General features: G+C 58.1%; 15 protein-coding genes. 1 reads left to right on the forward strand and 14 read right to left on the reverse strand.

Features of this window, described 5'->3' with window-relative positions:
* Positions 1-544: 544 nt before the first annotated feature.
* The 11 genes from PSUB009319_RS21170 to PSUB009319_RS21220 form a co-directional block, all read right to left on the reverse strand.
* The gene (locus tag PSUB009319_RS21170; protein WP_124384145.1) at positions 545-1711 is read right to left on the reverse strand and encodes a hypothetical protein; all 1167 of its coding nucleotides are present in this window, start codon (positions 1709-1711) and stop codon (positions 545-547) included.
* A 9-nt stretch (positions 1712-1720) separates the two neighbouring features.
* Complete coding sequence (locus PSUB009319_RS21175) at positions 1721-3376, reverse strand: hypothetical protein (RefSeq protein ID WP_124384146.1); 1656 nt, start codon at positions 3374-3376, stop codon at positions 1721-1723.
* Positions 3373-4770, reverse strand: a complete 1398-nt coding sequence (locus PSUB009319_RS21180; protein WP_185453518.1) for an ATP-binding protein — start codon at positions 4768-4770, stop codon at positions 3373-3375. Before PSUB009319_RS21180 ends, PSUB009319_RS21175 begins: the two co-directional genes overlap by 4 nt.
* An 8-nt stretch (positions 4771-4778) precedes the next feature.
* A complete protein-coding gene (locus tag PSUB009319_RS21185) occupies positions 4779-7277 on the reverse strand; it encodes an Hsp70 family protein (RefSeq protein ID WP_124384148.1) in 2499 nt (832 codons plus the stop codon).
* Positions 7278-7279: 2 nt separating this feature from the next.
* Entirely contained in the window at positions 7280-7726 is a 447-nt protein-coding gene (locus PSUB009319_RS21190; protein WP_221620976.1) for a hypothetical protein, read from the reverse strand.
* A 630-nt stretch (positions 7727-8356) separates the two neighbouring features.
* On the reverse strand, positions 8357-8734 hold the full coding sequence (locus PSUB009319_RS21195; protein WP_124384150.1) for a hypothetical protein: 378 nt from the start codon (positions 8732-8734) through the stop codon (positions 8357-8359).
* Positions 8731-10518, reverse strand: a complete 1788-nt coding sequence (locus tag PSUB009319_RS21200) for a hypothetical protein (protein WP_260393100.1) — start codon at positions 10516-10518, stop codon at positions 8731-8733. The genes PSUB009319_RS21195 and PSUB009319_RS21200 overlap by 4 nt, the downstream gene beginning before the upstream one ends.
* Positions 10519-10807: 289 nt before the next feature.
* Entirely contained in the window at positions 10808-12631 is a 1824-nt protein-coding gene (locus tag PSUB009319_RS21205; protein ID WP_124384151.1) for a hypothetical protein, read from the reverse strand.
* A gap of 48 nt (positions 12632-12679) precedes the next feature.
* A complete protein-coding gene (locus PSUB009319_RS21210; protein ID WP_124384152.1) occupies positions 12680-14101 on the reverse strand; it encodes a site-specific integrase in 1422 nt (473 codons plus the stop codon).
* A 504-nt stretch (positions 14102-14605) separates the two neighbouring features.
* The gene (locus tag PSUB009319_RS21215; RefSeq protein ID WP_124384153.1) at positions 14606-14833 is read right to left on the reverse strand and encodes a helix-turn-helix domain-containing protein; all 228 of its coding nucleotides are present in this window, start codon (positions 14831-14833) and stop codon (positions 14606-14608) included.
* Positions 14834-14938: 105 nt separating this feature from the next.
* Positions 14939-15379 carry a hypothetical protein gene (locus tag PSUB009319_RS21220; RefSeq protein ID WP_124384154.1) on the reverse strand — a complete coding sequence of 147 codons (441 nt, stop codon included), beginning with the start codon at positions 15377-15379 and terminating at the stop codon, positions 14939-14941.
* 230 nt (positions 15380-15609) lie between these two features.
* Here PSUB009319_RS21220 and PSUB009319_RS21225 point away from each other — a divergent pair, with 230 nt between their 5' ends.
* On the forward strand, positions 15610-16479 hold the full coding sequence (locus PSUB009319_RS21225; RefSeq protein WP_124384155.1) for an HAD domain-containing protein: 870 nt from the start codon (positions 15610-15612) through the stop codon (positions 16477-16479).
* 22 nt (positions 16480-16501) lie between these two features.
* Here PSUB009319_RS21225 and PSUB009319_RS21230 read toward each other — a convergent pair whose 3' ends face one another.
* The 3 genes from PSUB009319_RS21230 to ychF all read right to left on the reverse strand — a co-directional run bounded on the left by PSUB009319_RS21230 (position 16502) and on the right by ychF (position 21009).
* A complete protein-coding gene (locus PSUB009319_RS21230; protein ID WP_221620977.1) occupies positions 16502-18979 on the reverse strand; it encodes an AAA family ATPase in 2478 nt (825 codons plus the stop codon).
* 10 nt (positions 18980-18989) lie between these two features.
* On the reverse strand, positions 18990-19220 hold the full coding sequence (locus PSUB009319_RS21235; RefSeq protein WP_124384157.1) for a hypothetical protein: 231 nt from the start codon (positions 19218-19220) through the stop codon (positions 18990-18992).
* A 697-nt stretch (positions 19221-19917) separates the two neighbouring features.
* Positions 19918-21009, reverse strand: a complete 1092-nt coding sequence (gene ychF / locus PSUB009319_RS21240; protein WP_124384158.1) for a redox-regulated ATPase YchF — start codon at positions 21007-21009, stop codon at positions 19918-19920.
* Positions 21010-21039 lie beyond the last annotated feature (30 nt).

Consider the following 21039-nt stretch of genomic DNA (forward strand, 5'->3'; position numbering starts at 1 on the left):
TCCTAGTCGGCGTCAGCATACGGAATGTGGCAATTCAGGCCCACGGAATTGTTCGAAGAACCTAAAAAAAGCCCCGCAGTGATTTGCGGGGCTCTTTCGTTGTGCTTGCCTGATCAGACGTTGCAGGCCATTAACAGGTCTAGGGGCATGTGGACATATGGAATGGCTGAGCAATCAATAACTTAGGTGATGCATTGTGTCGCCCGTATGGCAGGTAGATATGGACACTTCAAAGCCTGAAGTGTCCATCGAGCTGAGGCTTCTCAGAGCCCTTGCGTGGGCCGACCGCGCGGCCGCCGCGGGGCGGGTGCAAGGGCGGACCTTCGGCGGCGGCAGTGGTCGACCGCAATGGATTTTTGGCATTGGAGGGTCTCAGTGCTTCATGGTTGATGCCGCCGTGTTTTGCTGCATGGCAGAAGGGCCATGGCTGCGTCGCTCGATCGGCGCATTCCGACCCTTCTCGGACGTTTGCGCTGCACTTTTCGAACGACTGAAGTTAGGTGGCTACGGTCAGTTTGCTACGGTATCGGTCGGCACCGAGTTGCTACCTCGCCTCCGCTAGGGTTCCCGCAGGTGCGGGCAGCCAAACTTCCATCTTTCCAGGTGTACCGGTGAAATTCTTGGGCAAGGGGCGTGCAACGCCGTTTGCGAGTCCACTTGCTGTGAGCAATGCGGCGGCGCATTCCGACTGGGAAAGCGGCTCATGCATGACGACAGCCGGTCGCTTCCAGCGATATGGCGATTTGCTACCGCGCGCCTCTGCAGAAGCGACGACGTTCTCTACGTCCGTGACAATGATGCCCGCACTGCTTGCCAATCGTGCGACGTGCATCGCTTCCTGCCGATCATCTTCGCTGTAGAAATTGATGACAACGGATTGTCCAAGGCACGACGATAGTCGCGGTGCTTGAGTTGGTTGCGCGGTGCTCGGATCAATGGTGTCCCTCGTCGGCTGCGACCCCGCGCCGTAAGGGTACGTAGGCCCACTCCCGCGGGCGGCGTCTTCCAGTCGCTTCCAGTTTGCGAAGCGCGCTCCCGCTTCTTGTATGAGGGTGGGGGTTCTTCGCGCGACTTGTGCTTCGACGAAAGCCAAATCGCTCTCTCGGTATCGAAAGCTCCCGCAGAGTGTGTTGTATTGGTCGATGGCAGCGTTGAACTGATTGACCTGATACTTCGATGTTTCTGCAACCAGCTTCCGGATTTGCTCCAGTCGTACTCTTTCGAACTTGCAGTAACGCAACTGGTCCTGGGTGTAGGTCTGCCCCGGGTTTAGTGGTATGTCCTCTTTGAAGTCGTCAACCGCCGCTGGCGAGGAAGTATCTTCCCAGGGCTTTGAAGAAGTCGCGGCTTGTTGTTGGAAGGGTGGAACTGCTGTTGAGGGCGATGCTGCCGGGACGTTGGCGTCAACGGGGCCAGCGGGCTGTTCTTTCGCCCCATTGTTAAAGTTCGAGATCACCACGAAAAAGACGATGACGCTTACAGCTATCAGAGGGGCTCGAAATGCTTTCCAATTCGATGCGGCTGTCCTGCCCGATCCGGCGTAAGCCGGAATTGAGTCGTGCTCCTCGCGCGGTGTGCGCGTGGGCGCTTCGGTTGTGGCGTGCGGCCCCGTTTCCGAACGCTTAGGGATGCTGTCTGCGGGGTGGTCCGCAATGGCACGTGCCACCCGCTCGCCGATCCGCGCGAAGCCGTCGATAGATTCTGTGCTCATGCCAGACCCTTATGGGAGTTCGCCGCGCAGTAGCTTGGCGAGGTTGCCGTCCTTGGCCAGGTAATTTAGAGCGGCCTCTAGTACGGGAGCGTTGGGTGTGTCGCGATAGGCAAGGTCGGTATAGACCTTCTTGTTGCTCGCAGACAGGAGTCGTAAACTGCCGGCTCCCGATTGCCACCTCAGATCCTCCCAGCCACACTGGATTAACTGACCGCTGCCGAAGAGGCGATGCTCTTGGAGAACAGCGCCGTCACGTGAAAGTGAGCAACCGGAAAAGTGCGCCATCTCGCCACGTGCGAGAGCATGTAGCAGTTCTTGAATCAGACGCACCATCACCGTGTCCCAAAGCAACTGGGTGACTTCGCTAAAGCGCGCCTGTATTGCTTCCTCTGACTCCATAAATGTGACACATTCGATTTGCATCGTCTGTTGTCCGCTTTGGATCCATACGGTGTACTTCCTATTGGTCCGGATGCCGTTGTAGTACTGCTTGAAGATACCCCAGCGCACGCTCGTGATGTCTGCGAGTGGGAAAGTCTGGCCCTGATATGAAATCCCATCAGGAGAGCTGCTGAGGATCCGATCGCCGATCGGTATGCGGCGCGTAATTTTCTCCTCCCACTCGGCAATTTCCGCCTTACGACGCTCTTCGCCCTCGCGAAGGTTGTCCAGTGCGGCCACATCTTCGTCAAGCTGCTCGCTATAGAGCGTCAGACCAGAAAAGAGCTCGCGCTGGAGTTCTGTTAGCCGCTGTCCTTCGGCCACCATGTTATGGTCGTTGACCATTTTCAGCGTCATGCGTCGCAATGATGCAGTGACGGCCCGAGTATTCGGCTCATCCTTTCCCTGCGCCGTGGAAGCCAAGAGGAGTGGGCTGGCAATCTGCTCCCAGAGGCGGAGCATGCGTTCGAGATCGTCTATCTGCGGCTTAGCCCGCGAAGAGTAGCCGTTGACGCCATCGAGTGCGTCAATCACGTGTTCGCAGTACGTTTCGATATGATCTCGTAGGTGATCCAAGTGTTGCTGAACACCTGCCTCGTACTGGGTCACAAGATCTGAGGTGAGGGTGGTCAAGGCGGCATCCCTGCCGTTCATTTCCTCGCGAACAATTCCGGTCAGGACGCTGTCAGGGCGCTCAACTTGCGCTAGGCCGTCGCGCATGACTCGCGAAAAATCCGCGCGGCGAGCCTGTAGGAGGTCATCGATTTGCTCGGTGCCAGGTACGGCCGGGAAGCCGGCGGCTTCTCTATCTTCGTTGACCGTCAACAGGAGCTCGTGCGTATCGATGCACTGGAAGCGATTCGAGAGAATTTCCAGGGCGACGGCAACTTCCTTCTCGTTTCGGCTCTTCCGAGGTGTAAGCCAGGCAGCTACGAGGTTGCAAGCGGCAAGCGGTGGTATCCCGTTGATCTCGACAATCGGCAACGCGTCTTGCTGCGCTACGTCAGCGAGGGATTGCGCGCGGCGGGGGGCAACGCCTGGCAACCAGTTCAGCTCGGCGTTAAGCCGTAGCCGAGGCGTAGTTAGGGTTGTGCGCGCGTCGTTGCAAACCTCGGTGTCCGCAATCAGGCTGCGTTCTTCAGCCTTGTCGATGAGCGCTTGCCGGTCGTCCCGCACGGAAGCGCGTAGAACATAAAAGGGCGAGTCCAGGAGGCTGGTGGTCATACAAAGCCAAGCTTGTGGGTCTTAGGAGTGCTTGTGCTGCGGTCGAGGTCTGCGACGGCCCGCTGAATTGCGTCGTCGTCAATCTGCTGCCTGCCAGCTTTCGCTGTCAGCCGAGCGGCTTCCTGCACGACAAAGGCGACATCAGAGACGGGGCGGCCGGCCAGATTGCCCGCGAGCTGGTCCAGATCCAATGACGAACTGTGGGCGCGCTTCGACAGCAGTTCATCCAGCAGGCCGCGGACCTCTACTTGGCTCGGCATGCCGACCTCGACGATGTGACTGAAGCGCCCGCGCCTGAGGATTGCAGGGTCGATCAAGTCGACGCGATTGGTCATTCCGATGATGAGGACCTGATTCTCAATCGCCTCGGGAATTCGTCGAAGGAATTCGGCGACTTCTTCCACCCGGTGTTCGCCACCTGTTTCCCGATCGGCCAGATATGCCTCCATTTCGTCGATCACGACGATAGAGGGCTTTTGCTCGATCGCTCGGGTAAAAATGTCGCCAACCTTTCGGCTTGTCTCGTGGATGTACTTCGAGCCGATAGAACTCGCATCCAAATGGAAAACCGGCCAACCCAGATACTTAACCAGGGCCGCTACGGCATAGGTTTTACCGCATCCAGGCGGGCCGTGAAGAACGATCGCGTCGGGACCGGTGATTCCCAAGGCTCGGTAGCGCTCGACGTGTCGAACAGGGTCAACTACGTGATCGTTGAAGAATTCTTCGAGCACAGGCCGGCCTGGCAGCCGGAAGGGCTCTCCAAGGGACAGGGGAGCATCGTGGCCAGTCTCGTCCGATTCTGATAGTAACGACGCGTTGTCGGAAGTCACCGTAAGGCCGGCTGCCACGGTTACAGCGCGAAGCTGATCGAGCGTCAGCCCTGGTCGCAGGAGTTGCAAGCAGCGTGCAGTCGCTAGCGCGGAAATTTCCACGCCACCAGTCAAGTAGCGCCCAAGGAGAACGTCATCCGTGACCTGACGGGTAGACTCATAAGTGGGCAGGAGGATGCTGAACTTCTCGAGGTAGATCGCCGCCCATAGCACCGTATCAGGCAGCTTTTCGCGCGTGCGGCGTAAAGCGGAGGCGAAGGCGATCCCGTGGTTAGGGTCTTCTGGTTTGGTAGCCGCGTCGAGTCGTTCGAGAATGTACCGCTTCTCCGAAACGAACACGTAGTACTCGCTATCCCCATACGCCAGCTTGTGGAACGCGCCTTCCTCCAGGAGCTTGGCATCCAGCCATTGCTGGGCGAGTCCGGTATCAACGATCAAGGCGTGGCCGGCTTCGCCAGCGAGCTCATAGATCTGAAACGAATCGGTCTCAGAATCTGCGGCCAGCTTGGCAACGACCAGGCCTCCGGGCAGGGTGAAGCCCCGGGGCAGCCAGGGAACCATATGCATCGTCAGCCTCGCAGAATATTCACGCCGGCGAGCATGTCGCTGTCATTTGCCGAGTAGATACGGATCAGGCTCAGTTCGCCCAAGATTTGCCGCAAAGTCGGGATGTCATTGCCACGAAGAGCTTGATCACCAAGGGCGATCAGTTGCTCGAAGCGCGCTTGATCGCTGTACATATGGGCTTCGTCCCGGCGGAGGTGGAAAAGGTCCACGATCCATCCGTCATGCTTCCATAGGATGTTGCGGGCCAAATCCCAGCCATTCTCTAGCAGATGTTCAAACTGACCATCGTTAGTACCGATCACGCGTTCTGCTGAACGGACAACATTGGAGAAGGCCGTGACTTCGGCTGGCGTCGCCACATCTCGCACAAGAGCGTCAAAGCTTTGCCGCAAGCGCTCCAGTTCGACGGCTCGCATATCGGAAAGGTGTTCTTTTCGCACCTTGCTCAAAAGCCGGCGAGCTTCCAGTACCTGATCCTGGCTTTGCTTGCATGCCTCGGGGTCTGCGCTTTCCCTTACGCGCTCGCGTGCCTCCTCAAGCTTGCCTCGTGCACGGTCCAGTTTCTCGTCCGAGACCTTCTCGGCTGCGCTGTTTATGCGTTCCAACATCCCTTTGACGTCGTCCTCCACCTGCTTGCCGGCGTGAGTGAAGTCGATCTGGCCTTCCTGCCGGGAATAGAGGCTATGGCCGTTGAAGGTTCCGGTGATGCTCGGCACACTCACCGTCGCGATGATGTTCCCTGAGTCGGCGACCTCGTACTCGAATTGCAGTTCGTCGCCCGCTTGGATGACCCCCTCATCGAAATCGCTGCCGGAGATTTTCAGCGTCCCGATCAACCGATTGTCGGTAGGAGGATTCTCGATTTCTCCTTCCCACAACTGAATGCGCAGAGCGTCGGTGGCTCCGGCCCGCAGTGAATGTTCGGCGCGGAAGGTCTTGCGCCCCTTCTTCGGGAGCGCATCGCCAGCCTTGACGAGGTACTCGAAGCCGACTTGTCCGCCGATCCGGTCCTTGACGGTTACCCCGATGGAGTGAGACGCCGGGATGGCATCGATGCTAGCCGTCGTGCGTGCGACGGTTATCGTGTCCACGGGCAGCGGCATTGGACCGCCATGCGGGTCAAAGACGAAGACTTTGAATCGGTTGTCGCCTTGCTTCGCAAGGGGAAGTGTGGCCGTCGCCCCGTCGGTCAGGGCCATGCGCCCCGACGACCACCCAGTATCCAGGCTATCGATTTGAAATGTCGCGCCGTCAGCAACATTTTTGGCGGCGATTCCGAGGCGAGCTTTTACATCCGGCGTCCGGGCTTGGAAGTTCAGGCTGATCTGCGCGTCGCCTGTCTTCGAAGCGATCGAGCCGCGGCTTGATTTGCGCCCCCGCGTTTGAGATGACCAGTCGATGCTTTCCGCAAAGATCGCCGCTCCCTCGGCTACCGCGACCATCGGGTCGACGTCAGTATTGCCTTCGATGCCCAACTCAAAAGCAACTCTCTCGCGTAGCGGGCGATACTGGGTGGGCCCTCCGACGAAGACAACCCGCTGGACCTGGTCTGGCGTGAGATGCGCTCGGAACAGGACTTCCCGAGCTGCCTCGATAGATTCGTTGACCTTATCTGCAATCAGCCGGTCCAACTCAGACTGCAACAGCGTGACGTCGAGGTAGATGTCCTCGCCGTTTTCGTCCTGAACTCGGATCTCGGCGTCCGGTACATAGATGGGCGTTTCAGCGGAGCCAGAGGCGGAAAGACGGATCTTGCCCTGCTCAGCGTGGTACGCCAGCAGCCGCATCATGCCTTGGTACTTCTTTTGTGTAGAGAAATTGTCCGGTAGCGCGAAATTTTCCAGGAGCCACGGCTTGATGACATTGTCGACGATGGCGCGGTCCCAGTCCCGCCCGCCGTTCATCGCGATGCCGCCGTTCTCATGCAATGTCACCCGCCCTGAGCCGCTCTCGGCCAACGCAATATCGAGTGTCCCACCGCCGAGGTCATAGATTAGGAACATGCCGTCGGACTTGCGTGTGCGCATGACGCTCATGACGGCGCTGACCGGCTCCTGCATCAGCGCGACGCGACCGATTCCGGCCATTTCGGCGGCGGCGAGGGTCGCGTCCTTTTGCATTTGATTGAACGCCGCCGGCACCGTGATTACAGTGCCTGTTTCTGGATCATTCCGGACCGCTTCCGGCAGATAGGAATAGAGGACACGGAGTATCTCGGCACTGCACTCTTCAGGCGACATGGTGAGGCCCATCGCTGGAATCTGGATGGGTGTTGATGTTCCCATCAGTCGCTTGAAAAGAATGGCGGCGTTGTCCGGCGAGCGTGCAGCCGATTGATAGGCGCGGAATCCGAAGTACTTGCTACGTTTGTCCAGGTAGATCGCAGATGGGGTAACGTCCTGCTGCTCAGGACTCTTATAGAGCTTGAGCTCCTCACCATCGTAGGAGCAGATGACACTGTTTGTCGTGCCGAGATCGATTCCGACGTAAGTCTTGGTCATAGTCAAGCGGCCCTCTTCACGGTAACGGATCCCATTCGGACAAGGCCATGAAGGCCTAGGATGGCGGGCTCGATCGTTTGCTCGATGACAAGACGGTCCTCGGCAGCAAAATCTGCGAGGTTGATGGCGGTGACGGGTAAACCGGTATCGAATGACTGCCCATCAAATTCGACCTGGCGGAGGTCAAGTCTGGCGAGATTGTCTTCGATTTGCTTCTGGAAGTACCGAACTTGGCCTTGGTATCGTTGGGCTTCGGTCGCGTCAAGCTTAGTCAGCAGGCGCTGATAAACCTTGATGAAGCGCCAACTCTCGACGCAGACGTTCACAAGGGCATCCTGACTGGGCCCGCCGGTCGCTACAGCATTCTGGCTCATATGCGAGAGTGAGAATTGTTTTTGGTATTTGGTTGGCTCCTCTATTTCGACCTCCAGATGGGAGCCATAACCCAACGCTTTAGCGAGAATACTCGGTGCCGTCGCAGGCGATAAGAACCAGTATCTATCGACTTCCGTTGTTTATAGCATCAATTAATCTCATCATCGAGGCAGGGAAAGCCGTAATCAGCCCGTCCGGCAAAGGCCTGCGACGGCGGCAACGAAAATAGACAAACGCTGTCGGGGTGGTCGCCGGAGTGATGGCGAGAAAGTGCTGAGAGGGAGGCGTGGCCCGCCTCCGTCGGTGATGTGGTGCGCGGTTCCCGGCCAGCGTCGAGGGACGAAGGCCCAAAGGATAGGTGAGCAGCATTAGGCTGCGCGAGTTGATACGAATGCCGTCAGATATGCCACCCATCGTGAGGGTGTGTCGCTCGTTGGCAACAGTGGGCCGATGCAAATACCAGCCATCAAAGGCAATCGCCTGATGGGGTCGTTCGCCGGCGAACATGATGAGCGGATCCTGGCAAGAAGGTCCGCTCAATGAGCGAAACGGCCGCTTGAATGACCGACTGAGCCTGAAGGCGAACGACACCAGATGGCCGTTCTGAGACTTTCGCGGCCGTCAAAATCTATATGCCATCGCTGCGCTGCACAATGACAAATCAACCACGAAATGCGGATACCCCTTTTGCCTTTTGAATAGGGTCATTGCACCGGGACGAGTCTGCCGAGCTTTAGGAATCGGTTCTCTTCCGCCAATTGCTTGACCTCGGCGCGCAGGTCGTAAAGCTCGTGCAACAGAGCCACCTCTCTGTCGAGGGACTGGTCCAGTCTCCTTGTCAGATCCTCGATGTCCGCGCGCATACCGGGCACAGGATCTGAGGCAATCTTGGTCTCGGCCTGCTGCTTGGCGGCCGCGTTGATTGCCGCGATCAGATCGGCGTAGGAAGGCCTGGACTTCTTGATGCTGCCCCGGCCGCTGCCGGCCTCCAGCGCCACAGCATCGTTGCTGATGGGCTCGCCACGTGCCTTCAGACGCTCCAGGGCAGCGAAGTATTTGTCGACTTGGATCTTGGCGCTCATACGGCTTCAGTGAGGCGTTTGCGGGCTTTGAGAAGCACTTGCAGGTGATCGGCTTCCAGGCGGTGTTCAACGCCGCCCGCTTCTGTGCTGGCCAGCGTGGCGACTACTGTCTCTTGCGTTTTGATCAGCTGCCCCAGGCGTTTTTCAAACACCACCGCGTTGGTGCAGTCCTTTTCAAGGCAGTCCCAAGGGATGGGTTCCAGTGGCGTGTGATTGCAGTCTTCCACGGCGATGCAACCGCCCAGGACGGTCTCACGGTAGGCCAGCTTGCCGTCACGGAAGAGTTTCAGTGTCTCTTCCTTGGGACGGCTGGATACCGTTTGCAGCATTCGGGCCGCGCCCCGTCCACCGACCTCGCCGATCAGGTCTTCGTCCGAGAACAGCAAGGCCAAGCTGTAGGCCAGGAAGCTCGATTCTGACTTGGCGGCGTTCCACTCATGGCTGAAGTGCTCCTTGTCGAAGACAAGGTTGACCGCCCGGCAGAACCCATCGCTGTAGTACGCACGCATCTCATCGGTGATGTGCTGCAACTGTCCTTTGAGGGCCGGTAGGCTTACCATGCCCGAGCGATGGGCATACACCGACAGGCTGCGACGGTATTGGTGGAAGGTCAGCGGCCACGGTTTGCCGACCTCAATCCCCTCACGCAGCCAGTTCCGCTCCAACTCCATTGCGTTGAGTTCGTCGATGTCGGCCTGGGTAGTGACAGCGCAGATCTCAGAAGTCAGTTTGCCGCGCAGACGCTTGTAGATGCTCGAGAGACTTTGCTTTCGGTAAGGGTTGGCTGTTGAGCAGAACAACAAGGCGGCGTCATTTTTTGTGGGGTCCCCGTTTTTTAGTACCTCCAGGATGGTCGAGGCGATTCTTTGAGCCAGCAAGATTGCCCGATGTCCCTCGCGGCTGGTAACCCAACTGGCAGGTTTCTTTCTGCCACCGTTGAGCTTGTGGCTGTATCCGTTGATCAGGTGGTGCACCGAGTCACGGTGTTTTACCTCCTCAAGGACCCCCTTGAGCGGCAGGATTTGAACTTCTCCGATTCGCATGCCGGTGAAGGCGATCACGAGGTTCATCAGCCTAAGCTGAGCGTCGGCGATCTCGCCGGCGATAAATGCATGCAGGCTTCCCTTGTTCCATCCCCTGGCCCGCATGGCCTCCCGCACCTCTTGGAGTTGCTTATCGCGATGCAAACCAAGTTGGCTTTCGGTCAGGCCTCTTGGCGCATTGAGCGTGGAAGCACGCTCTTGCCGGTACGCATCCAGCAGGATGTCCAGGCCGCGCTCGATTTCATCCAAGTTGCCTAGCAAGCCGGCCAGGATCGTGCAGTAGATACGCGATGGGATGATAGGCGTTTGGTTGCCTTCTGCATCCGCTGGGGCGGATTGCTTGATGACCTCAAGTAGTTGCTTCAAACGCACGTCCAGCCCAACCTTGAGGAAGTCACGGTGGCGCCACAGTGTCCTGAGCAGGGCTCGAGCGCTTTTTGCGTACCCGCTGTTGAGTTCCGCCGCCTCTTCGCCAAGCACCTGAGGATCGCAGAACAACTCGAACAGCGAGATTCCGCGGCAGAATGCGCCTCGGGCCAGCCGGTTCATCGCGCGACCCGTATATAGTGTCGTTTTCTGAGCCCTTTGTTGTCCCGCATCCGTGTACAACCATAGCAGTGCCTTTTGCTGCTCGCGAATCAAAGCAGCGAGGCCGGGTCTGTCGATTTCCGGCGGAACCAACAGGGGCTGCGCCTCAAAGAAGGGCACAAAGTACGGTGTTTGCCCGCCGTCCGTGCTCATCGATCTCAGATCCCACCTTCTGTCTCCGTAGCGGCTCAAAGGCTCTCCGTCCGGGTCCAGAGTCACGACCATCTGAGGATCGAAGTAGGGCTCTACCTGGGGAGCTTCGGGTGTCCCGCCGGGACCTCCGGGAACACTCTCCGGCAACTGGACGCGACCTCGGTTTGCCTCCCTCGCCTGCAAAGAGTCAGACGAGGTGGTGGTCGGTGTCGCCAGATCGCTTCTTTGCATAGGATGTAGTTTGCAGGTAGGTTTCGGTGAGGTTGAGGGTGAGTGTGGTGTCTCGCGATCAGGCCAGGGCGGACGACGGTGCCACCAGGCCCAGTAAGTGGAGTTGCTGGAGCTTGCTGGCCCAGTAACGGCTGAGCCGACCTTCTTTCAGAACCGCCACGCGAGCTTGCTCATGGGCCTTAGGATTGGTTCGTTTGATCTCATTGAGCAGGGCGCCGATGCGCTCGATCACGACGGCATAGACCAATTCAGCAGCGCCTGAGTCACCGAGCGTCGGAGCCAGTCGTTCCAGCACCGATCGGCACGACATCAGCTTGACGCAATCTTCTTCGTCGGCGTGGACGTGGAACTTGTTGCAGAAAAAGCACCCTTCTGTCTTTCTGCAATCTGGCTTCACCAGCGGGTTGTCAGACAGAGCCTCGGGTTGGCCGTGGTCTTCGCAGCCTCCGGCCGGGATGGCGGTGATCGGGATGACACGCTTGGACGACTCGGCGCCTGCCTCCGAGGGGGTCAGGACTACCGAGGTCAAGGAGGCCAGGAAGGGGGCCATTTCAGATCTCGACTCAGCATCCGTGATCTTGCTGTACCTGCGGATGGCTGTGCTCACCGAGTGTCCCATCAAGTCAGCCGCTACCTTCGGGCTGTGCTCCTTGACAACCTTGCCGGCCTTGTAGGCGCGCAACTGCTGCATCGTCACTGGAGGTAGCTTGATGCCGAAGGCACTGAACCTGCTGCGCAATGCAGAGGTGAAGCTTTGGGGCAGCGGGATAATTCCCAGAGGCCTCGCTTGGGCCGATGCGTGGGGGTATCTGCATTGAATGAACATCGGACCGATTTCAGGGCAGTCGAACCGCAGGCGCAGGGCTTCCCGAAGGCGCAGGTAAGACCGCAGGCGGGTCACGGTGGTGGAAGTCAAATGAACCGGCACCTCCTTGCCTCCGGCCCGGAACTTGATGACCTTGTGGCGCAGGTTGAGCCTTTCCGGGTTGGCCAGTTGCTCATGCAAGTCCTTGGGCTCTTCGTAGGACTGGATCGGGGCGAGGTTGGCGCCAGAGTCGCCAATGCACAGCGCGGCATAGGCCATGCACCCGAGTTCCATCACACGTTCTGTGTGGGTGCCGGTTGGGATTGGGGCCGAACATTGTTGAGCGCCCGACTGCCAACGCAATTCGTCGAGGGAGGCGTAGTCGTTGTTCTCACGTGGGTCGCCGAGAACGATCCGAGCCACCGAGTCGAATACCCCTTGTGCGCAAGCCATGAAGGCAGCCACGTCCTCCGTTTTGGGAGCCTTGACGCCTTCACCGCGGACGTTCTTAATGGCCTCGATCTCGTTGCCGTATTCCCGGTCGTGGATGACGGACATCATCTTGATGGCGCCGGTGTCTTGCATCGATGCCCCAGGCGCATTGATACGTTTCTCTGTGTGATTCGCCTGCATGCGCTGCCGCAGGTAGCTGTGGTGCTTTTGGAGCGCCTCAAGGGCGAGATCCGGGTCGCTCAGGATCGATTCGAATTTCCCATGGTGCATTGGGGCATCGGCCCAATTCAAGAACCTGGAAAGGCCATTCGCCAAGTCGTCATGCACTGACCTCGGTCGGGCATTGTCGAAGCGGAAACGCTTGGACAGGCGTTCAATGGCACGAGGCATGTCCTCGACCCGCTGCGCAGACAAGCTGGATGGGTTGAATCGATATCTCTTGCCGTTTACCTTGCGCTCGAGGTAGCACCACAGGTAGGCATGGGTCTGGGCACCATCCGACATCTGCAGAATCGTGCTCTGAGGCACATAGAGATCGGGCATGGCTCCCTCTAAAGGGAACGCCAGGCGAGGCAGACCACTAGGGTAGCTGCCGCCCGTGCTGATCCAGTTGGATTCATGCATGATGGTTTCCCGGTCTTCTGTTCCTTGTCGTTGTAGGCCTTCGCACCGTCAGGCTGACCGAATGAGGTCGAGTAGATTTCGGTTCCAGTCAGCCTCCGCTTTTTCGAGGTGTTGAATGTGCTGGCGGTAGTCGATGTACAGATCCGTCGTGCTTGGCCTTTTGTGCCACATGAGTTTGCACAGTTGATCCCGAGCCCAGAGGTAGCGCTGGCGCGTGTCTTGGTTTTCTGTGACCGCGTCGACCCAATTGACTCCGAATGTGGCCCGCAGGTCGTGGAACTGGTAGTGGAAGTCCGGGATCGTCTTGCGGATTTCAGGGATCACGTAGTCGGTGATGAAGGACCGGAGGTTCTGCCCCGCTGGAGATGAGCGCTTCAGCGGCCGTTCGGCGGAATCCCAACGGGCGCTGCGATCAGCCTTGGATTCGTAATGGGGGCCACCCTGGCTGGACAGGAACAGATAGTTCATCGGGTCCTGCTTGCGGATGGACTTCTCACGTCTAGACCTTGCACGGTCAGAGACAGCGTAGATGTGTAGCCATTCGTAAAGGTCCTTCTGCACCGACAGGTACACATCCGGCACATCACCTTTGGTATCGATACCGGTCCCTGGTCCGCATTGCAGCTTGAACGGCCACTGGTTGACTTGGCTCGGCGGCGTGACGAAATCGCCCCAATGCAGTGTCAGGACGGTCTGGATACGGGCTCCGGTCAGGAGCGCGGCGTAGTGCATCAGCTCGTAGTCGCGATTGCCGAGCTGCTTCAGCGCTTTGATCAACGTCTTCTGCTCGTGTTGGGACAACGGCAGCAGTTTTCCGCCGTCATTGATTCGGCGATCCCACGCGTAGTCCCGCTTGGGGACCTTGATGGACAGGTCGGTCGTCGTCACCTCCTTGATCTGCTTGAAGCCCTTGCTGTCGCGGTATTCAAGGCCGATGGTCCGGTCAACCCATGGGGCGTTTTGAGGGTGGAAGCCCAGTCGCTCGTCTTCCATGAGGAACCGGTAGAAGCCCACCACCGCGTGCATGCGGCTACTGGCCGTGCTGTGCTTGAGGACGCCGCTGTTAATTAGACCTTGGACGTGGGTCCTGTAGAGGTAGGTAGGACGCAGGTATTTGTCGACCGCGGAGAAGTCATCCCAGTGGAGCCCAAATTCATCGAGGAACTCCTTGTAGGCCCGCAGCCCTTGCGCAACGGGATTGAGCGAGGACACCTTGTGGGGCCTGGCCCGCGCACGATCCAACAACCACATGCAGGCAGGGGCCCACGGTGATCCGTCGGCATTGAGCACCAGGGGGAAGTGTGGGAACGTCTCCCACTTCACCGTCTTGGAGGCGCGCAACTCGCGCCAATACTTGACCCGTTCCCCTTTAACCTGATGGTCTACTGGGATGCGTCCAGGCGCCGGTTCATCAGCAACCTGCGTATTGCGGAGGATGGGGAGCGTGTAGATAGATGGCGTTTGAGACATGAGCCCAGCACCCCGGAACTATGAGGCTATGCCCACGCGTGCTCCGGTGACGAAGTTCGTCGCAAAACGGCTCATGAAGTGCGGGGGGCGGCATTGTAGATTTCTTTGTATTGTGCAATGAAAATTCTTTTAAATCAACTTAAAATAAAAGATTCTATTTGTATTATCTGTATTTGTTATGTATCGATTGCTGTTTTGTTGAAGCGGCATGAATGCGATCTTCGTCGCTCGAATTTGGAATTGGGACTTTGGGTCAGATGAACGTTGGGGGCAATCTGCAAGACAGGGCGGGTTGAACGCCGGTCAGCCGAGGCGGCAAGTATTCTTGCCAAGGGCGATTTGAGAGGCCGCCGTGTGGCAGTGCTTCGTAGGCGAAGGGTCCGGCGCAAATGCACGCTCGGGCGCGTTGGCCTCACTAAGGATTGCGCGCGGTGGCGACAATGACGCGATTGTCTGAGGCAGTTGCGTGCTGCCTGGTAGGCTGGTGCAGAGGTGGGGCGTTGTCTACGGCTCGATAGGCCAGATGAAAAGCTCGGAGACTGACACGCCCAGCGTCCGCGCAAGGCGCACGATATTGAGCAGCGCAATGTTTCGCTGTCCTCGCTCGATCCCACCAAGGTAACTACGCGCGATGCCGCTCTCGAGCGAGAGCTTCTCCTGTGACCACCCTTTCTGTTTTCGCAGTGCTGCCACTCTTTTGCCAAAGAGGATCAGTGGGTCTCGCTCTCGCATCTCCTTCCCCTAAAGGAAAGAGACTCTATGAAGTGGATCACTATCAGGCCACGCCCTATGAGTGACAAAATCGATGGCTTGCGGCAGAATTGTCACTTATAGAGGTCAATACGATGGGCGGCACTTGGAGCGCGTGACGATGTAGCCGTCGCGCAATGGCACCTCTGGCGTTCTAGAAATTTCCTGGGAATGTTGCTCACTGAATTTGGGTGCGAGGAATCGCAGGCTGTTCGACGGCACTTGGTACACCCTTATCAGCCATGGCGCTACGTAGCCATCACGGTTGAGTCGCCATGCTTTCTGATCGAGCGAGATCGTGGCGATCGCGGCGCCGATTCGCTGTTGAGTGCCTACTTGGTCCCATCTGCAGAAGAGTTGCTCCAGATCGTGGAATACCTCGGCCATGGTGCTTGCCGCGTCTACAAAGTTGTCCTTGCTGGCAAAGCAGAGAGCCGCAGTCAGCTTGATCCGATCACGGCGCTGCACAGCTACACGGCAGGCGGCGTGCAGTGGTTCAGTTGCGAAGGACAAGACGGTGCGATCCATCCGTGCCTTCCAGGGCAACCCAAGGCAGACACGGGCGCGGTCTGGGTGACCGAGTGGAGAGCGAGCGTTAGGTCAGTTAGCTACAGGTGAGGTCAGCTTCCCGCGCAAGGGTGCGGTGCGCAACCTCATGACTCGCTTGAACCGGTCGACACGCGTACTACCTAAGGATCACCATTGCCGCTGGATCTGACTCGTGCCGTTGACCGGACCGAAGCGGTGCAGCCGAAACCATGCTCACACCTTCGCCTGCGACCACCTCACTTCCACTGGCGATCAACCTTCAAACGCTAGGTCAACTCGTCGAGAGTCGGCGGTCTGCGCTTGGGCTAAGCCTCGTCGAGGCTGCTTACGGCGCAAAAGTTTCACCTTCGGTGCTGGTCAGGCTTGAAGCCGGAAAGCCAGTTAGAACGGATTCTCTGTTCAAAGTGCTGACAGCGCTCGGTCTCCCCATGCTGGTCATGCCGAAAGACAGCGCTATCGAAGCATTGTGGGCATTGGGGCATAAGGTGCACTGGGATTCCGTGGTGCGTACCCTCTCACCAGCGTCCGAGCGCAAGACATCGCCGGCACTCGTATTGGACCGAACGACGCCGACGATTCTGCTGGATTACGACGGGACCCTGCATGCTGGTCAGGCACTGCTCGACGACGATGGACGGATAACGTTGGACTCAGGCCGCCAACTGTTCGAATTTGCTTCGCTGTTGATCGAGATGCTGAGGCCGTATCCAACCGTCGAAATCGTCCTCACAACGTCCTGGCTGCAAACGCTGTCTGTCGATGCAGTGATTTCCTACCTACCGCCGGAGCTCGCACAACGAGTGGTCGATACGACGAAGGACATTAAGCCTCGTTTGAGCTACGAGCACAGCGGCGCTGGTCGTACTGATGTTATCGTTTCCTACGCCTACGGGAAGCGCCTGAAGAACTGGCTGGCAATCGATGATTCCGCTTACGGCGCCTCAAAGTTTGGTCGTGAGCCTGGGGAGTTGACGGATCATTTCCTTCTCCTCGATTCGGCGCGCGGCATCAATGATGAGCTGGCTCAGGAGCGCATCCGGCAGTGGCTGGTTCGGGTTCACGGCGCAGAAAACGCGTGATTGTTCGCATGGCTTGGCGTCTTCAACTCGCGGCAGTTGCAAACTCGAACTGCGCCTCGCATCCGTCATGAGCGCAGACGGGTTTTTTCAGAGGAAACGGACGATGGAACTTTCTTCGACCACATTTCTTGCAAGCGAATTGGCTGCGAAAGGCTTTGAATTCCTCCCAGCGTGTTTTCTCGTCGCCGATCGAACCGGCACCATAAGGTCCATCTTGGAAGTGGCTACCGAAATTCTCAATCTCGCCCTTCACCAAACTATCGAGAAACCGGTTGTTCACTCCCGGTACCGGCGCTGGCACCAATTTAGCATCTCTCAGCAGTCCTGCTAGCGCTGATGCCAACTCGCTGCGCTCGTAGGCATATGGTCGATCAGTGGGCCGAATCCGCACGCTGACCCCAAATTCTCTACAAATTGCAAGGAGCCATTCCTCCTCCGATTGGCGCATTTCATTTGCCGCCGATTCACCCTGCGCCCATCGCGCTTCGATCATCTCGTCGCTGACCTTATGATCGGCGAAACGCGGACCATAAGCTGGGTCAAGACCAATAATCCGAGTGAAATGCCACGTCTTCGCTTCGAGCTGATCCTTCAAGTAGTTGAAGAAGCGCTCATCGTGAGTGGTGAGAAGGATCTGGCAGTCGCCGAACATTGTGGCGATAAGCCCGGCGATATTGCGTCGATGATCGGCATCATAGGAGGTAACAATGTCGTCGAGCGCGATGATAGGGGCGCCGGGGTTGAACTGCTTGACCGCCGCCATTCTAAGCGCCAGCGCTACTGAATGAATCTGGGAATCGCTCAAGTAGCCACCGGGCTGAACACCTGTACGATTTTTGGCGAAGTCGATTAGAAGATTGAGGCGCTGCTGGTTCGTATCATCTTCAGCCGGTAGCTCCAGTCGGATCGGCGGGGCCCCAACGCCCTGAATCATTTCGTAGATCCTGTTCATTGGCGTTTGGAGCCTGTCGAGAAGGGCCTGCAACTTCCTGCGGATTTCGGTTGAGACTACAGCTGCCTGCACCGTCAGAGCATCCGAGAGTTTCGAGATCTCCTCGCGAGTCTTCAATGCAAGTTCCCGCTCAGACTGCAGTTCCTCTACGCGATCGACCTTCGCCTTCGCCTTGATATAAGTGCGGTCCCCCTGCTTTGACTCGATGTCAGCGATGGCTTGATTGAGCGAGGGCAGCAAGTTGCCAATCGCTGTGACAACGGTGGCGGAGGGTGGCATGGCGGAGCCTTGCGACCACTCGGCGATGCCTGTTTGATAAGCAACAAGCTCGGCTCTCAGTAGCGTTTCATCGGTACCCACTACGCCAATCAGCGCTGGCAGGACGGCTATCAGCTGGGTATGAGTTTTATTTACTGCTGTTTTGGCCCCGTCAAGCGTCTTCTTGGCGGCGGCATAGTCCGCGAGCTCTTCGATGTGCCTGGAAATGTGCGACCGGATGCCTTGCGGGCTGCCAGAGACTGTGTCGGCGATGGGTGTCGCACAGACAGGGCAAACATCAATCGCTTGTGCACCTTCGGCGAAAAGCGGTTCTGCGACTTTCCATATCTCCTGAAACACTGTGTTTGCTGCCTTGCCGCGCTCTTCAGCTTCTTTTGTCTCGGCGGCCAAAAGTCTCGCGACAGCGGCTTCAAACGCCGGAATCGCACCCTGAAGGAAGGTCTCGCCTTTCTCGGTGTCTGTCACTATCTCGTACAGCGCGGCAGCCGCGTTATGGATTTGGCGCAGACCTGCGAGTCCAATCTTGTTTTCCTCTGCCTTAGCTCGTGCTTCTAGTTCGAGATAGACCGGATCGGTGGCCGAAAGCTCAGCTAGACTGAGCTTCGGATCGAGTGGAGCGAGTACCGACGCGTTGATGTATCCAAGTACGGCAGCCGAATCCCAAGCTTTCACCACATGACTCGTTTCTCTGGAGAGCTGGGTGTCGACGCGCTGCAGCGCCGCCTCGTCCTCGGCCGCAGACTTCACCTGCGTGCGTAGCGCTCGGATGTTCTTCTGCACCTCGACTAGGGGGCCGAGCTGAAGCCAATTTGCGACATCTGCGTAGCGCTGTTCGGGCGTGTGAGTCTCGACGAAAGCGCGTAGCGCGTGCCCCCGAATTATTGGAGGCACCGTGAAGCAGGCGTTCAAAGTCGAAGCGACTGCAGGCATGGGCCGCTTCGCTCCGATTGCGAGACGGCTGCCTTCAGTGACATTCTTGCCTGAGATGACTTTGATCGTGACCTTCGGCTGCACTTTCGCCTCTTCGGCTAGGTTGTGCGCTAGTGCCACAGGCCCAGCCTGGTTGTTGATCGCGCGCTGTCCGAGTCTTTCGAGCGTTCCATCCCTAGAAAGCATGAACTCGAGCGCATCAACGACACTGGACTTGCCATGGCCATTCGGTGCAAAGATTGCCAGGCAGCGTTTCTTACTGAAATCGAACACTTTCGGCCGAAGGTAGCCGCGAAAACCGGCAAGTTCCAGCGACAGGAGGAAGTAGGGATCAACCACCAGCCACCTCTTACTTCGGCAAGTTGGCACGTTCGCTGGCGAGTTTCAGGATCGCCTCCTTGGCCCGAACAACAGCGTTAGTGTTCGGTGCGGTGGTGAGCACGTGTTCAGTGAGGATGTCGACTAGGCCCACGTCCATGCCGTCTTTCTCGCAAAGTGCCTTGCTCAGTTTCGTTAGGAAATCCGCAGGAGTCTCACCTTCAGTGACCTTCCGGTCGTCTTGTTCTTTTTGGTCCGCCATATGTGCCTCCCTATTAGTTTCCTCATGCTACATCGAGGGCTAGATGCTAAGGTCATCGTCGAGTCCGGTGGCATTCAACGGGTCAACAACTCTCGGCTTTTCACGGGCGTAGTGGTGTCGAGCGAGAGCGTGGCGGCGATCGCGCTGGATTCTTCGCGCTCAGGGGCCTGATACGACCGGACAGGCGGAGAGGCCGCGGATTGAATCTAGACTCACTGGCGCATATTCATCGGCCATAGATAACGACTCCGACAAATGTTGCCAGATGGCAAATGGAACGGGTGGAATTGCGGGCGTGCCGCAGCTATTTGGTGATGCCGACGTGCTGGAACCACACAGGCAAGCGTTCTTGGGGGCGGATGATCATCTGGCGCAATGTATGCAGTTCGTGAACTGCAAAACCCGACGCGCCGGGCTGCTTTCTGGATGGAATCCGTTTTATTTTCGTCGTTAGAAATTAGGGAGATGGCCGTTCTTTGAGGAACGTGGCAGGCGGAGGAGGGAGCTGTGATAGCCCGAGCATTCCCAGCGGGAGAGCCTCGGCAACTTCACTGTCCCATTTCAATGTCCATAGGCCAGTGAGTCTGGGGTGAATGTCCACACCCCCTTACTTCAGGGTGGAGGCGCCGCACGGAAGCACACGGAGTGTGTCCATGCTGGCGCATTCTGTCAAACGTATATCCGAGGCGAAAACCTGTTAATGGAACAGGAAATGCAGCACGTCGCCATCCTTGACGATGTATTCCTTGCCTTCGGCGCGCATCTTGCCGGCTTCCTTGGCGCCTTGTTCACCCTTGAACTGGATGAAATCGTCGTACGAGATCGTCTGGGCGCGGATGAAGCCGCGTTCGAAGTCGGTGTGAATGGCAGCAGCGGCCCGCGGGGCCGTGTCACCAATGTGGATCGTCCAGGCGCGCACTTCCTTCACGCCGGCGGTGAAGTAGGTCTGCAGGCCGAGCAGCTTGAAGGCCGCGCGAATCACGCGGTTCAGGCCCGGCTCTTCCATGCCGATGTCGGCGAGGAATTCGGCCTTGTCGGCGTCATCCAGGTCGGCAATTTCGGCTTCGATGGCGGCGCACACGGCCACCACCGGCGAATTCGTCTGGGCGGCGTAGTTACGCACGGCGTCCAGATGCGGGTTGTTCTCGAAGCCGTCTTCGCGCACGTTGGCAACGTACATGGTCGGCTTGGCCGTGATCAGGCACAGCGGCTTGATCGTCGCCCACTCGTCGTCGCTCAGGTTCAAGCCGCGCACAGGCTTGGCTTCGTCCAGCACCTTCTGGGCCTTTTCCAGCACGGCGACCAGTTTGGCGGCTTCCTTGTCGTTGCCCGACTTGGCGGCCTTGGTGTAGCGCTGCAGGGCCTTTTCGACCGTACTCAGGTCAGCGAGCGCCAGTTCGGTGTTGATGACTTCGATGTCGGCGATCGGGTCGACCTTGCCGGCCACGTGGATCACGTTTTCATCTTCGAAGCAGCGCACGACGTGGGTGATGGCGTCTGTCTCGCGAATGTTGGCCAGAAACTGGTTTCCCAGGCCTTCACCCTTGGATGCGCCCGCCACCAGGCCCGCAATGTCGACAAACTCAACCACCGCCGGCAGCACGCGCTCGGGCTTGACGATGTCGGCCAGCGCCTGCAGACGGGCGTCCGGCACTTCCACCACGCCCACGTTGGGCTCGATCGTGCAGAACGGGTAGTTCTCGGCGGCGATGCCGGCTTTGGTCAGGGCATTGAACAGGGTCGATTTGCCGACGTTGGGCAGACCGACGATGCCGCATTGGAGGCTCATGGCGAAAAAGGCTCTAAATCAAGGGGTTGC

The organism is Ralstonia sp. SET104, assembly GCF_003851545.1.
Taxonomy (GTDB): Bacteria; Pseudomonadota; Gammaproteobacteria; order Burkholderiales; family Burkholderiaceae; genus Ralstonia.

Bases quoted from the DNA above. Each gene is read 5' to 3' on its own strand.
- PSUB009319_RS21220 (WP_124384154.1), bottom strand. From the start codon at position 15,379: ATGGATCGCACCGTCTTGTCCTTCGCAACTGAACCACTGCACGCCGCC.
- PSUB009319_RS21225 (WP_124384155.1), top strand. From the start codon at position 15,610: ATGCTCACACCTTCGCCTGCGACCACCTCACTTCCACTGGCGATCAAC.
- PSUB009319_RS21180 (WP_185453518.1), bottom strand. From the start codon at position 4,770: ATGGTTCCCTGGCTGCCCCGGGGCTTCACCCTGCCCGGAGGCCTGGTC.
- PSUB009319_RS21210 (WP_124384152.1), bottom strand. From the start codon at position 14,101: ATGTCTCAAACGCCATCTATCTACACGCTCCCCATCCTCCGCAATACG.
- PSUB009319_RS21200 (WP_260393100.1), bottom strand. From the start codon at position 10,518: ATGAGCACGGACGGCGGGCAAACACCGTACTTTGTGCCCTTCTTTGAG.
- ychF (WP_124384158.1), bottom strand. From the start codon at position 21,009: ATGAGCCTCCAATGCGGCATCGTCGGTCTGCCCAACGTCGGCAAATCG.
- PSUB009319_RS21215 (WP_124384153.1), bottom strand. From the start codon at position 14,833: ATGCGAGAGCGAGACCCACTGATCCTCTTTGGCAAAAGAGTGGCAGCA.
- PSUB009319_RS21170 (WP_124384145.1), bottom strand. From the start codon at position 1,711: ATGAGCACAGAATCTATCGACGGCTTCGCGCGGATCGGCGAGCGGGTG.
- PSUB009319_RS21185 (WP_124384148.1), bottom strand. From the start codon at position 7,277: ATGACCAAGACTTACGTCGGAATCGATCTCGGCACGACAAACAGTGTC.
- PSUB009319_RS21195 (WP_124384150.1), bottom strand. From the start codon at position 8,734: ATGAGCGCCAAGATCCAAGTCGACAAATACTTCGCTGCCCTGGAGCGT.
- PSUB009319_RS21235 (WP_124384157.1), bottom strand. From the start codon at position 19,220: ATGGCGGACCAAAAAGAACAAGACGACCGGAAGGTCACTGAAGGTGAG.
- PSUB009319_RS21205 (WP_124384151.1), bottom strand. From the start codon at position 12,631: ATGCATGAATCCAACTGGATCAGCACGGGCGGCAGCTACCCTAGTGGT.
- PSUB009319_RS21175 (WP_124384146.1), bottom strand. From the start codon at position 3,376: ATGACCACCAGCCTCCTGGACTCGCCCTTTTATGTTCTACGCGCTTCC.